Consider the following 13,908-nt stretch of genomic DNA (forward strand, 5'->3'; position numbering starts at 1 on the left):
GTAAAGAAACTGAAAAGGAACGACGGAATGCGCGTTGCAATCGTAGGTGCGGGACTGGCTGGACTAGCAACCGCAGTAGATCTAGCTGATGCTGGTTGTGAAGTAGAGATTTTTGAGTCTCGTCCGTTTGTGGGTGGTAAAGTTGGCAGTTGGGTTGATGGAGATGGCAACCATCTAGAAATGGGGTTGCATGTATTTTTCGGGTGCTACTACCAACTTTTTGACTTGATGAAGAAAGTGGGGGTGTTAGAAAACTTACGCCTCAAAGAACATACCCACACTTTTATTAATAAAGGGGGGCGCACCGGTGCTTTGGATTTTCGCTTCCTCACAGGTGCGCCTTTCAATGGCTTAAAGGCATTTTTTACAACTTCTCAACTATCGTTGCAGGATAAATTGCAAAATGCGATCGCTTTGGGTACTAGTCCGATAGTTCGCGGATTGGTAGACTTTAATGGGGCGATGAAAACTATCCGCAATTTAGATAAAGTTAGCTTTGCCGACTGGTTCCGCAGTCACGGTGGGAGCAATGGCAGCATTAAGCGTATGTGGAACCCCATTGCCTATGCATTGGGATTTATTGATTGCGAAAATATGTCTGCCCGTTGTATGTTAACCATATTCCAGCTATTTGCAGTTAGAACTGAAGCTTCAGTTTTGCGAATGCTGGAAGGTTCTCCATCTGAATATTTACACAAGCCCATTCTGGAATATCTGGAAGCTAGAGGCACCAAAATTTACACGCGCCGACAAGTTCGGGAAATTCAGTTTACAGAGTCAGACGAACAAACCCGTGTCACTGGTATAATAGTTGCCCAAGGTGATACAGTAGAAAATATCACCGCTGATGCTTACGTTTTTGCCTGTGATGTTCCAGGAATTCAACGCATCCTACCCCACGAGTGGCGTAAGTGGTCTGAATTTGACAATATTTACAAACTGGATGCAGTGCCAGTGGCTACAGTGCAGTTACGCTTCGATGGTTGGGTAACAGAATTGAACGATGGAGAGGAACGTAAACAGCTAAATCATGCAGCTGGAATCGATAATTTGCTTTATACAGCCGATGCTGACTTTTCTTGTTTTGCCGATTTGGCGTTGACTAGCCCTGCTGATTATTATCGCCCAGGACAGGGGTCTTTGTTACAACTAGTGCTCACACCGGGAGATCCCTTTATTGCACAAAGTAATGAGGCGATCGCACAGCATGTCCTCAAGCAAGTTCATGAACTGTTTCCCTCGTCGCGGGAACTAAATATGACTTGGTATAGCGTGGTAAAACTTGCTCAGTCTCTCTACCGAGAAGCGCCAGGGATGGATGCGTACCGTCCCAACCAAAAAACACCAGTGGATAATTTCTTCCTTGCAGGGAGTTATACTCAGCAAGACTACATCGACAGTATGGAAGGAGCCACTATTTCTGGACGGCGTGCGGCCAAAGTGATTTTGGAGAGTTTGAAAAATTGACATAGACACGGAGTGGCTTGCCGCAGGCTACCGCGTTCGCGTAAAGGGAAGGGCGCAAAGGGCAACCCGTACTCCTGCAAACAAGCAAGCTACGCAAAGCGTCTCGTAGAGAAGGAAAAAGAGATCATGTCAGATTGGTTAGAGCATACTGTGCAGGTAGAAGTAGAAGTTCCTATAGATTTAGTATGGAGCCTCTGGTCTGATTTAGAGCAAATGCCTCGGTGGATGAAATGGATTGATTCGGTGAAAATTCCCCCAGAGAATCCAGATATATCTCTTTGGAAATTAAAAACTGGCAGTCTAGAATTTAATTGGCAATCCCGAATTCTTAAAGTTATTCCCAATCAAATCATCCAATGGGAATCAATTGATGGTTTGCCTAATCAAGGAGCAATTCGCTTTTACGATCGCCACAATAGTAGCATTGTTAAAATGACCATTTCCTACGCCATCCCCGGCATTATTGGCAAAATTATGGATAACTTATTTTTGGGACGGATAGTTGAATCGACGATTCAAGCTGATTTGGAAAGGTTTAAAGAATATGCGCTGAATATTAAAGCTAATTGATACAGGATTGATATCAATACTTATCGGTTAAGGGGAAAAGGAGAATGGGAAAGGGGAAAGAAAAAACTTTTAACCCAAACTCAGTAACCTTTTCCCCAAACTAAATTCCAGTTTAAAATTCAAAACTCCAGCAGTATTGGGATTGATGTTAGGCTACTTTCTGTGGCTGAGATTTCACTAATTCTCCAGGAGCAAATACTCCATTCTCTGTAATGATTGCTGTAATCAACTCAGCCGGAGTGACATCAAAAGCTGGGTTGTAAAAATCTACACCCGCAGGTGTGAGAATGGTATCACCAACTTGATAGATTTCTGTTGGTTCGCGTTCTTCAATGGGAATTTTGCTGCCATCAGCTAATTCAAAATCAACGGTGGAAAGGGGTGCAGCCACAAAAAAGGGTATATTATGTGCTTTAGCTGCGATCGCTACACTATAAGTACCAATTTTATTGGCAGTGTCACCATTAGCGGCAATTCGATCAGCACCCACAACTACAGCATGAATCAAACCCTGTTTCATGCAATTGGCTGCCATATTATCAGTAATTAATGTAACTGGAATACCTTCTTGCACACATTCCCAAGTGGTGAGTTTTGCACCTTGTAAGCGGGGACGGGTTTCATCGGCAAATAAACGTTCTAAACGTCCTTCCCTCCAAGCAGAACGCACCACACCCAAAGCAGTGCCATAGCCAGCAGTAGCTAGTGCCCCAGCGTTGCAGTGGGTAAGCAGCGTCAGTTTTTCTGGAGTAGTGGGCAAGACTGTCAAACCATTGTCGCCGATCGCTTGACAAGTTTGCAAATCTTCAATATTAATCGCTTGGGCTGTTTGGAAAAGGGTTTGCTTAATGTCTTCTACTGTTCCTAGAGTTTCGTTGGCGGCTTTGATCATTCGGCTAATTGCCCAAAATAAATTTACCGCCGTCGGACGAGTAGAACGCAACAACTGGGCTACTTTATCTAAGTCTTGCAAAAAATCGTGGCGATCGCTTGTTTCAATTTCCCTTGCACCAAGATACATTCCATAAGCCGCAGCCACACCAATTGCAGGCGCACCCCGGACAATCATGGTTTTAATCGCCCGCGCCATATCTTCACTGCGGTGAATCTCCACAAATGTATATTCGTTGGGTAGGCGAGTTTGGTCAATTAGTGACACTGAGTTGTTGTGCCAAATAACGGGATAAACTTGGTTTGTAGTAGGTGTCACGTTGCTTCGCTCCGAATTCAAAATTCAAAAATTAAAAGTCATAGGAAGATATTGGGTATTGAGGATTGGACATTTTCACCTCTTCCCCTACTTCTTCCTCATCTTGGGACTATTTGGGAAAGTAGGCAATAATCATAGCAACTTCAGGATGATTGCGAGCGATCGCCACTAACTCTTTAACAATCCAAAATCCAAAATTGTAAATCCAAAATAGTATTAGAAATTCCTAAGCATTTAGATTTTCTAATTAAGGCAAGGTGATACTAGTACTTTTTTAAGCTAGTTTTGAGGGTTTGTAGTAAAGACTTTAGTCCTTACTACGAACTTGATTATCTATCAATTCAAAGTTGACAGAGTACTAAGCAATCAGACTAAAATTGCTACTACTCAAAGTAATATTAGGATTCCCTAAACGGGCAAACTCAAACACTGTTCCTGTGCCCAAAACATTGCCATCCTGGTTATAGAATAAGCTGCCACTACTTTGGCTAAACACAATACGCGCATTACTACCGTTGACGAATTGATTACCACTGACAACTGCAAATTCAGTTAAAGCCTGACCCACAGTATTAGTAACAGTATTGAAGGTGGTTTTACTCAGCACAATCTGGTCTTGTCCGGCTTCAAAGTCAGTGATGGTATCAATACCTAAGCTTGTGTTAAACACACTATTACTTTGGAACAGATATTTATCACTACCAATTCCACCTGTAAGAGTATCATTACCATTACCTCCCAAGAGGGTGTCATTTCCTGCTAACCCTTGGAGTTGATCATTTGCATCACCACCAATTAAAGTATTATTCAGTGTATTACCAGTGAGAATATCATTACCTGTGCCACCCGTTGCATTTTCAATAACGTTGTTGGCAGAGAGAATGAGGTTGAGATTGCTATTAATTGTTTGCGAAGTTGTTACACCTAGATTTAGATTGACCGCAACTGTAGTACTGCTAAAGTTAATAGTATCAGTACCACCTGTTGTGGTTTCTATAATTGTGTCGGTTCCCAAGGCACTATTAGCAACGAAAGAATAAGTATCATTTCCTGTTAACCCTTGAAGTTGATCATTTCCGCCACCGCCAATCAAACTGTTATTCAATGTATTACCAGTGAGAGTGTCATTTCCTGTGCCACCCGTTGCATTTTCAATAACATTATTGGCAGAGAGAATGAGTTTGAGATTACTATTAACCGTTTGTGAGGTGGTTAAACCTAGATTTAGGTTGACGGCAACTGTAGTACTGCTAAAGTTAATAGTATCAGTACCACCTGTTGTGGTTTCTATAATTGTGTCGGTTCCCAAGGCACTATTAGCAACGAAAGAATAAGTATCATTTCCTGCTAACCCTTGCAGTCTATCATTTCCGCCACCGCCAATTAAAGTATTATTCAGTGTATTACCAGTGAGAGTGTCATTGCCTGTGCCACCCGTTGCATTTTCAATAACATTATTGGCAGAGAGAATGAGTTTGAGATTACTATTAACCGTTTGTGAGGTGGTTAAATCTAGATTTAGGTTGACGGCAACTGTAGTACCGCTAAAGTTAATAGTGTCAGTACCACCTGTTGTAGTTTCTATAATTGTGTCGGTTCCCAAAGCACTATTAGCTAGGAAAGAATAGGTATCATTTCCTCCACCACCATATAAGGTATCACTTCCTGCATCACCTGATAATTTATCATCTCCTTGTTCACCAAACAAACGGTCATTACCGTCACCACCTAACAGGCTATCATTACCTAAACCACCAAACAAATCATCATTATTACCAGTTCCGCTGATGGTGTCATTCACAACTGCACTATTGAAAATAAAATCACTGGCTTGTAATTGACTTTTGCGAATGCCATTGATTTTGAGTCGATAATAATAATCGCCGTTATAGAAGTTATAGCGAGTGCTAATTATGGCATTAGTATCTGTATCCTCACTTGTCAGAAGTGAGATAGTATTGAAGTCACTGATGCCAAGAGTTCTGAGGTCAATTTTGTCTGCTCCTTTTTGAAAATCTGTTACGATGTCTAGGTCTTTAGCACCAACAGAACCACGAAAGTTCTCTAAGACAAATTGATCGTTACCAGCACCACCATATAAGGTATCACTTCCTGCACCACCTGATAATTTATCATCTCCTTGTTCACCAAACAAACGGTCATTACCGTCACCACCTAACAGGCTATCATTACCTAAACCACCAAACAAATCATCATTATTACCAGTTCCGCTGATGGTGTCATTCACAACTGCACTATTGAAAATAAAATCACTGGCTTGTAATTGACTTTTGCGAATGCCATTGATTTTGAGTCGATAATAATAATCGCCGTTATAGAAGTTATAGCGAGTGCTAATTATGGCATTAGTATCTGTATCCTCACTTGTCAGAAGTGAGATAGTATTGAAGTCACTGATGCCAAGAGTTCTGAGGTCAATTTTGTCTGCTCCTTTTTGAAAATCTGTTACGATGTCTAGGTCTTTAGCACCAACAGAACCACGAAAGTTCTCTAAGACAAATTGATCGTTACCAGCACCACCATATAAGGTATCACTTCCTGCACCACCTGATAATTGATCGTTTCCACCTAGCCCAGAAAGGGTATCATTACCATTTAAGCCTTCAATCGTATCATTTCCAGAAGTGCCGACTAAATTATCGTTATTGTTTGTTCCTACAATAGCCATACTTTTACAGTCCTTTGAATATTGGAATTCGGTTTGATTGTTGAAAAAGACCACGACAAAAGAAGGGGTTCAACGATTGAAGTTAAACCCATGAAAACTAGAAAGCGATCGCTTGCCACTAAATTGATACTGCTAGTGAATTGATGGTATAAGAATCGTAGTAATTAACTAGATTAAGTATACAGAGAATAAAGCGATAAAACTTAATTTAAGTAATTATTTAATACCTGATAGTTTTCGGTAATTGACTAAGGTTTAACCGAACATCATATTACGGATATTAAACTTGTCGTTTTCAAAAGGGAATCGCCCACACCTGAGTCACAAGTGTGGGCGATTCATTCTACAAAGAATTAGCTAAACCACAGCCGATACTTGCTGCTTAAAGAAAGCTTGCAATACTCTCTCTGCTATTTGATGGCTAGTTAAACCAAGTTCTGTCTTAGATTCATTGGGTTCAGCATGATCTACTAACACATCTGGTACACCGAATCGCTTTACAGGAACTAGAATCTCTGCATCCATTAAAGCTTCAGCGATCGCACTACCAAAGCCACCCATCACACAGCCTTCCTCTAAGGTGACAACCCGGCCGATTTTCTTCGCTAAAGGCAAAATCAACTCGGTATCCAGAGGCTTCACAAAACGAGCATTAATTACAGTTGCTTCAATGCCGTGTTCGCTGAGAATTTCAGCAGCTTGCATTCCTGGATAGACCATTGTGCCATAAGCGACGATTAACACGTCATCGCCTGTACGCAGAATCTCGCCTTTGCCGATTTCCAAAGGTTCCCAACCTTCTTCCATCAGGGGAACGCCGTAGCCATTGCCACGCGGATAGCGCATGGCGATGGGGCCACTGGTATGATTAACACCAGTTACTACCATGCGTTGCAGTTCTGCTTCGTCTTTGGGTGCCATGATTGCTATGTTGGGAATGCAACGCAGATAGGCAATGTCATACATACCTTGGTGGGTGGGGCCATCAGATCCGACAATTCCTGCCCGATCCAAGCAGAAGAACACTGGCAGATTTTGGATGCAGACATCATGAATTATCTGGTCGTAAGCACGTTGCAGGAAGGTGGAATAAATAGCCGCAACGGGGCGCATTCCTTCGGTTGCAAGTCCTGCTGCTAGGGTGATTGCATGTTGTTCAGCAATGCCGACATCAATATATTGATTGGGTAGTTTTGCCTGAAGTTTATCTAAGCCTGTTCCCGTTGCCATCGCCGCAGTAATGCCGACGATTTTTGGGTTTTGTTCAGCAAGTTTTACCAGAGTGTGAGAAAAAACTTTGGCATAAGCCGGAGGTTTGGGTTTATTGGAAGGAATGGCTTTGCCAGTTGCTACGTTGAAGGGGCTTTGGGCGTGGTAGCCAACTTGATCTAGTTCGGCAATTTCATAGCCTTTGCCCTTGACTGTTGCTACATGTACCAAGACTGGGCCTTGTATCTGATGTGCCTGTTGGAAGGTGGCAATCAATTCTTCAAGATTATGACCATCCACGGGTCCAATATAGGTAAAGCCGAGTTCTTCAAAAACTGCACCTACCTTGGGAACAGCCAAGCGTTTCATACTTTCTTTGATGCGTCCGAGTTCGGGAGACAAAGATTCACCCACGAAGGGAATTTGCTTAAACTGTTCCTCAAGATTATCTTTAATAAATTGCACCGGTTGGCTGAGACGCATTTTGTTGAGATAGCGGGGAATTGCGCCGACGTTGCGAGATATAGACATGTCGTTGTCGTTGAGAACAACCAATAAGTTAGTTTTCGGCATGTGTCCAGCATGGTTGATGGCTTCTAAAGCCATACCCCCAGTCAGCGCCCCATCGCCAATAACAGCAACGGCTTTAAACTTTTCGCCTTTCAAGTCTCGCGCCAAAGCCATGCCTAATGCCGCTGAAATACTAGTAGAAGCGTGTCCAGCCCCAAAGTGGTCAAACTTGTTTTCACCGCGTTTGAGATAACCTGCAACTCCGTCTTTTTGTCTGAGGGTGTGGAAGCTATCGTAACGTCCTGTAAGCAGTTTGTGGGGATAAGCCTGGTGTCCTACATCCCAAATCACTTTATCCCGATCTAAGTCCAGTGTTTGGTAAAGTCCTAGTGTTAATTCGACAACACCCAATCCTGGCCCCAAGTGTCCACCATTAACCGCTACCGTTTGGAGATGCTTATCTCGAATCTGACGGGCAATCTGTTGCAGTTGGCGAACAGATAAACCGTGCAACTGATTAGGATGGGTGATTTCGCTCAGATGCATATTATAGGGTTTTCCTCTCTAACTTCTAGTCTCGGTATTTTGATTTTCCCACGGTCGGGTTGTCCACAGAATCAAACTCTTACATTGTTACTAAGTTGTAGTGGAAAGTATAACTTCGTAATTGATAATGGTGAAAAATTTGTTAACCATTAACAATTCGTCAAATGAGGCTGTAATCAGTTAAAGTTATAACACATTTGTCAATAAGTAATGCTACTTAAATATAGTCTGTAATCCGTATAGAAAAACAACTTTTTTAAGAGTAGTTTGCGGAAATTCCCTAAGCATATTCTTCAATTTCACCCTTTAAAGTTAGTAAATAAACAAAGTTAAATATTTTATTTCTAACTATATATTTAGCATATTTACTGGTAAATATTTAACAATTGTTTCTTCTGTTATTCGGTAACATCAGATAATTTTATCAGCGATCGCTAGTTCATACGGACGCGATAAATATGTATATTAAACAACTCACTTGTTTTATCTAATTTCAGTATTTAGTAAATTAATATTCCTATGTCTCGTTAAGAGTCTCTGACTGAAAATGAGGTTTTAACCACAATCCCCTCTAGTAGTCTTATTTATATAACCTTAGACTTTCCTAAATAACAAGATTTCCGATTTCTTAAAGAAATCGGAAATCTGAAGTTTTCGATTTTCACAAATCCAATAGGATTGCTATATCTATTCTCTATTGACCAAAAGCATCTTTGATGTTGTCAACAGTACGTTCTACAACATTCTTGGTGTCGTCTACTGCTTTTTTAGTCCGAGCGGCATCTTCGTCTGCTCTTTTCTGAATTGTAGCCGCATCTTTCTTTGCCTTGCGCTCAACAAAACTACCATTGTCTGTTGCTTGGTCAACTTTATTGGCATTACTCTTGGCAGCTTGCTTAACTTTATCTGCCGTATCTTCGATGAAATTTTTGGTTCGTCCAGCATCTTTACTGGCTTTTTCTTGAGCGCGATCGCCTGCATCTGACGATGCAATCAAGGTTGCAGCGGGATCAGCCATTGCTGAAGTGTTCGAGAAAAATGCACCTTGCCAAACGAAAGCGATCGCTAACATACAAAACAGTGTTGTAGCCATCCAGCGTTTTACGGTGGAAAGCTGTTTTGCAACATAATTTGATTTCATACAATACAATCTCATGTGATTTAGTATACTATTTCTACTTCATTTAGCTTATTAGCCATATCGATCCCTAGATAGAGGTTCTGGCGTCATTAGTTATTAAATGAATTCACTATTTTGATAGATTGAATTTTCAGCTTGGAAGATTTTTGACAAGTATTGGCGGATGGAATTCACTACTACAAAAGCAAAGTCCACCGGCATGGACTAATGCAAAATCAAGAATTTCAAACCCATGCAGGTGTATTTTGCCTGTGTAGCAGCGACTTTTCGGCTGCCTGCTGAAGCATCCATCACGCTGGCATCAATTGCTGGATGCGCTGTGGCTCGTCTCCTAGCCAATCTGGATTTTGGGCAGTGCTGTCGAAAATTGATGAGGTTTTGAAAGGTTCAAACTCGCCGCTTGATGCTACTTCTGCTGTCTTTGCTAAGAGCGATCGCACCTGTTCGTCGTTCATTGGCTGGAACGTCCGCACTGCTTCAAAGGCTTGCTCTAAAATCTCCATACTGTCAATTCCGGTAATCACAACCGATGTAGGCAGATTCAAAGCATAGTGTAAACATTCAATTGGCGTTACAGTGTTTGATTTCAAAAGAATACCGTTCGCCAAGCTTTTCATCCCCAGAACACCAATGTTTTGTTTAACCAGTTCTGGTAGAACTAGTTTTGCAAAGCTTCGGTAGTGAGCATCCATCACATTTAGCGGCATCTGCACTGTATCAAATTTAAAGCCATAAGTAGCTGCAACTTCCAGTGTATGCAGATGAATATGGGGATCTTTGTGCCCAGTAAAGCCGATGTATCGGAGTTTACCAGCTTCTTGCGCCTCAATTAAGGCAGCATTTGCCCCTTCTTGGTCAAAAATTCGATGGGGATCTTCGTATCGAATAATTTCATGGTGCTGCACAAGATCGATGTAATCAACTTGCAGACGTTGAAGTGATTCGTCTAGCTGTCTTGCTGCTTCTTTCTTAGAACGACCGTCGATTTTCGTCATTAGGAAGGCTTTGTCTCGATAGCGATCGCGCAGCGCTTTTCCCATGCGAATCTCACTGACTCCACCGTTGTAATCCCAACTGTTATCCATAAAGTTGATGCCACGATCAATGGCTGTTCTAACAATGCGGATAGCCAATTGTTCATCTATGTGCTTCAAGCCGATGTGCCAACCACCCAATCCAATAGCGGAAACTTTTTCTCCCGTATTGCCGAGAACTCGGTATGGCATTTCTGAATTTGACGTACTTCTTGACATGTATTCTCCAAGTCTATCAGCTATTACTTAAGTACATATAGCTGTGCTAATTGAAACACAAGGAAAATTTAACAATATCTTGCTGAAGAGACACTTTTTGATCCAATCAGGAAAAGACTCAAGAAGCCAAAATACTGATGGCAATTTAGGATTTGTGAGGTAAACAATTGTGTACCTCTATGACCGGCATTCCTAGTCGGAGACAGGGAACGAGTTAAATCTTCCCAATCCCTAGTCCCCAATCCCTAGTTCAACATTTATTTGCCACTATAGAAAAAGGCAATTTCTTTCTCTTTTAGGGGTGCGAAACCAGCATCTACAAGTAATTGGTCGAGTTCTGCTTGGGGAATATGCTTTGCGCCAATTCGCACAATGCGCGATCGCATAGTATTAGATACACCACTACGCTGTCTATTGCCTTCTAGCGCCATGACTTTACCATAGAGTTCTAGCTTGGCAGGCGGAATGGGAGAACCATCAAAATCAATTCCCTGTGCGATCGCTTCATCAATAGCATCGGCACCTGTAGTGGTTTGATTCCCTGAGTTAGTTTCGGTAGGCATGGTAATTTTCTCTTCTTCGCTATGGGTAGATTTTACCAGCCTTGCTGACACCAAAGCTGTCTACTGCTCTCTGCCTCTCCTGATAAACTGTGGTTCATTACTGTTTTAACGTGGCGATCGCCACTCGCCACGTACTAGGCTTGATATGATTCCGACTTACTTAACTATGCTTTAGTGAGAATTCTTTGGACAATTTGCACTCCAGTAACAGCCTGCCAAGCAAAAAGTCCCAAAAGCGTGAAATTTATTAAAATGTGCGTTGCACGCGCCCAATTTGCTCCTTTTTGCATATAAGGAGACAAAGCAGCAGAAAATGCAATTAAACCTGTCATACCTAATCCTGCTAACAGGTGAGGCTGCACAAATAACTTACCGTTATTGATGTAAGTGACGGCCATCCCGCCGATCGCACCTGCCACCATCAAAGCTAGGAGTATAGACCCGATTTGGTAGTGTCTGACGTTATATCTACCTTTAATCAGTTCTTTCTTTTCTTCCCCCTGAGCATTTCTGGTACGCTGTAATTGCAGCCCCAAATAGGCGGCATAAATTGAGAGTACTAATAGCGCCCACATCAGCACCGGATGGAAGAAGTTCAGCCAATATTTCACCGACGCAGAAAGTTCTAGACTCATGGTGTTCTCGCCTAATTATTAAATCTTCATAAAAATTAGCATAACTCTATTTTCTGTGCTTAAAGTTGCACAAATAAAAAGAGACTAAGGGATGAGGAGAGAAGACAAGAGTGAAGCCTCCCTTAGCTTTAATTTGCATCCAGTCAATAGATAGAATGCTTGCCAAGACTGCATTTCTTAATTTTGAATTTTGAATTTTGAATTTTTAATTGCATAACCCTCTTGCCAAAGTGGATAAACAATCTCAGACTAAATTTTGAGGGTAGACGAACAAAATCCCCTGTATGGGATCTCATCCATGACTGAAAATAACGATACTTTGCTGTTAAAAGCTGCTAAAAGCGGCGATATTAAAGGGTTGCGTGGGCTACTGACTGCTGGTGCAAGGGTGGACACGTGCGATCGCCAAGGTACGACGGCGTTAATGTTTGCTGCTAATTTAGGCTACACAGAAATTGTGCGATCGCTGCTAGATGCTGGGGCAAATATCGACTTGCCCAGAAAACTCTATGGTTTGACAGCTTTGATGTTGGCGGCTAGTGCTAAACAGCTTGACATTGTGCAGCTTCTACTATCTAGAGGTGCTGATGTCAATGCCACAAATGAAGATGGCAGCACAGCTTTAATGGCAGCAGTCCTCAAAGGTTATATAAATATAGTGCGAGTTTTATTGGCTGCTGGTGCCAAGGTAAATATCGCAGATCAAGATAATGATACTGCATTGAAAATCGCCGTTAAGCAGGGAAAAATAGAAGTTTTAGAAGCAATTCTCCAAACTGGTGTTGATGTCAACATCCAAGATGAGGAGGGTGAGACACTCTTAATGCTAGCGGCAGACTTAGGACATCTGGAAATTGTGGAAGCACTGCTAGCAGCGGGGGCTGATGTGAATGTGAAAAATCCTGATGGTGGAAGTGCCCTATCGGCCGCCGCCGCCGCTGGACACAGTGCGATCGCAGCAGCTTTACTGGATCGAGGTGCCGAAATTAATCTCCAAGATCAAGATGGTGAAACTGCCCTACATCTTGCTGTTGTGGAAGGCTACATTGATGTCGTGCAAGTCTTACTTAACAGGGGTGCAAATGTCCAAATTAGGAACCACCTGGGTGATACACCACTGCTTGTAGCAGCATTACAGGGACATAGCCAAATTGTTGAGGCATTGCTGCATTCTGGCGGAGATATTAATGGGAAAAATCTTGGTGAATTACCTTTGACATTGGCTGCATCACAAGGACACACCCAAACAGTGAAAGTGTTGCTAGAGTATGGTGCTGATGCCAACACTTCGGGGGACGATGGCAAAACTGCTTTGATCAAGGCAACCGAACGCAAACACATAGAGATTATACATTTGCTGCTGGCAAAGGGAGCAGATGTAAATTTTCAAGACTCAGCGAGGGCAACATCATTAATGTGGGCTGCCTCAGCAGGTTATGGCGAAATTGTGCAGTTATTACTCCAAGCTGGGGCAGATATGAATTTGAAAAACCGGGGTGGTTATACTGCTTTAATGATTGCAGAATTTAATGGTTATAAGAATGTAGTGCGGAGTCTGCAAAAAGCTGGGGCACAAGAATAGCGATCTGAATTCTTCATCTAAAATATTTTCAGAAATATCTTGACAAATCATTAAATGAAGGTTATTTACTTAAATACCAAGGAAGTTTAAAACAACCAAAAATACCAAGGAAGTTTAAAACAACCAAGTCTAGACCTAAGAAACAAAGAAAGCAAAACCCCGTCGTAGCTGTTGTGAACTTGCTACGGCGGAGAAAAGAAAAATTAAAACGCCAAGAGGGAGCAGGCTAAATGCTTGCGTCACAAGGATAGAAAGAAAGCAAAAATGAAGAAGTAAATTTACCTTTTACTTTTTACCCTGTACCTTTTACCTTTTACCTGCTCTCTCCCTTGACGTTTCCTACTGTGCTAGATGTGCAAAATATATAGTTTTTGCTTCAACAGAAAAGTATTCTAACGATCATTTTTTGTGTATTATCCAAAAGGCTAAATACAAACAATTTGCCAAAAAAGCTTGATATGCAACAATTTTGGCAATAGTTACGGAAAATCAAAGAAAAATAAATAAAAAATTAAATTTAGTAAAATTACTGT

Annotated in this window: 10 protein-coding genes; 3 read left to right on the top strand and 7 right to left on the bottom strand. The window is 41.8% G+C overall.

All coding sequences use genetic code 11. The annotated features are described in order from the left end of the window. Nucleotides 1-27 precede the first annotated feature (27 nt). Entirely contained in the window at nt 28-1,467 is a 1,440-nt protein-coding gene (zds, locus tag ACWATR_RS19295; protein ID WP_460335765.1) for a 9,9'-di-cis-zeta-carotene desaturase, read from the top strand. A gap of 126 nt (nt 1,468-1,593) precedes the next feature. Continuing rightward, nucleotides 1,594-2,037, top strand: coding sequence for an SRPBCC family protein (locus ACWATR_RS19300; protein WP_069072798.1), 444 nt, complete (start codon nt 1,594-1,596; stop codon nt 2,035-2,037). Between the two features lie 148 nt (nt 2,038-2,185). Here ACWATR_RS19300 and mtnA read toward each other — a convergent pair whose 3' ends face one another. From mtnA to ACWATR_RS19335, 7 genes are all read right to left on the bottom strand, one after another. Then, on the bottom strand, nt 2,186-3,247 hold the full coding sequence (gene mtnA / locus ACWATR_RS19305; RefSeq protein ID WP_460335769.1) for an S-methyl-5-thioribose-1-phosphate isomerase: 1,062 nt from the start codon (nt 3,245-3,247) through the stop codon (nt 2,186-2,188). A gap of 358 nt (nt 3,248-3,605) precedes the next feature. Further along, a complete protein-coding gene (locus tag ACWATR_RS19310; RefSeq protein WP_460335772.1) occupies nt 3,606-5,936 on the bottom strand; it encodes a beta strand repeat-containing protein in 2,331 nt (776 codons plus the stop codon). 357 nt (nt 5,937-6,293) lie between these two features. Continuing rightward, nucleotides 6,294-8,201 (bottom strand): 1-deoxy-D-xylulose-5-phosphate synthase, encoded by a 1,908-nt coding sequence (gene dxs / locus ACWATR_RS19315; protein ID WP_460335775.1) that lies wholly within the window; start codon nt 8,199-8,201, stop codon nt 6,294-6,296. A 694-nt stretch (nt 8,202-8,895) separates the two neighbouring features. Further along, nucleotides 8,896-9,342: a hypothetical protein gene (locus ACWATR_RS19320; protein ID WP_460335778.1), complete on the bottom strand. Its 447-nt coding sequence runs from the start codon at nt 9,340-9,342 to the stop codon at nt 8,896-8,898. Between the two features lie 290 nt (nt 9,343-9,632). Continuing rightward, nucleotides 9,633-10,595, bottom strand: a complete 963-nt coding sequence (locus tag ACWATR_RS19325; RefSeq protein WP_460335781.1) for an aldo/keto reductase — start codon at nt 10,593-10,595, stop codon at nt 9,633-9,635. 257 nt (nt 10,596-10,852) lie between these two features. Beyond that, nucleotides 10,853-11,158, bottom strand: coding sequence for a small RNA NsiR4-regulated ssr1528 family protein (locus tag ACWATR_RS19330; RefSeq protein WP_069074763.1), 306 nt, complete (start codon nt 11,156-11,158; stop codon nt 10,853-10,855). Between the two features lie 164 nt (nt 11,159-11,322). Then, nucleotides 11,323-11,793 carry a DUF4079 domain-containing protein gene (locus ACWATR_RS19335; protein WP_460335786.1) on the bottom strand — a complete coding sequence of 157 codons (471 nt, stop codon included), beginning with the start codon at nt 11,791-11,793 and terminating at the stop codon, nt 11,323-11,325. Nucleotides 11,794-12,091: 298 nt separating this feature from the next. On the opposite strand from ACWATR_RS19335, the gene ACWATR_RS19340 reads away from it, so the two are divergent. Continuing rightward, on the top strand, nt 12,092-13,375 hold the full coding sequence (locus tag ACWATR_RS19340; RefSeq protein WP_460335789.1) for an ankyrin repeat domain-containing protein: 1,284 nt from the start codon (nt 12,092-12,094) through the stop codon (nt 13,373-13,375). Nucleotides 13,376-13,908: the final 533 nt, after the last annotated feature.

The sequence above is a fragment of the Nostoc sp. UIC 10890 genome (genome assembly GCF_054786515.1).

What these genes read in the sequence shown, in the direction of transcription:
- zds (WP_460335765.1), top strand. Translation starts at nt 28, where the DNA reads ATGCGCGTTGCAATCGTAGGTGCGGGACTGGCTGGACTAGCAACCGCA.
- ACWATR_RS19300 (WP_069072798.1), top strand. Translation starts at nt 1,594, where the DNA reads ATGTCAGATTGGTTAGAGCATACTGTGCAGGTAGAAGTAGAAGTTCCT.
- ACWATR_RS19310 (WP_460335772.1), bottom strand. Translation starts at nt 5,936, where the DNA reads ATGGCTATTGTAGGAACAAACAATAACGATAATTTAGTCGGCACTTCT.
- dxs (WP_460335775.1), bottom strand. Translation starts at nt 8,201, where the DNA reads ATGCATCTGAGCGAAATCACCCATCCTAATCAGTTGCACGGTTTATCT.
- ACWATR_RS19320 (WP_460335778.1), bottom strand. Translation starts at nt 9,342, where the DNA reads ATGAAATCAAATTATGTTGCAAAACAGCTTTCCACCGTAAAACGCTGG.
- ACWATR_RS19325 (WP_460335781.1), bottom strand. Translation starts at nt 10,595, where the DNA reads ATGTCAAGAAGTACGTCAAATTCAGAAATGCCATACCGAGTTCTCGGC.
- ACWATR_RS19330 (WP_069074763.1), bottom strand. Translation starts at nt 11,158, where the DNA reads ATGCCTACCGAAACTAACTCAGGGAATCAAACCACTACAGGTGCCGAT.
- ACWATR_RS19335 (WP_460335786.1), bottom strand. Translation starts at nt 11,793, where the DNA reads ATGAGTCTAGAACTTTCTGCGTCGGTGAAATATTGGCTGAACTTCTTC.
- ACWATR_RS19340 (WP_460335789.1), top strand. Translation starts at nt 12,092, where the DNA reads ATGACTGAAAATAACGATACTTTGCTGTTAAAAGCTGCTAAAAGCGGC.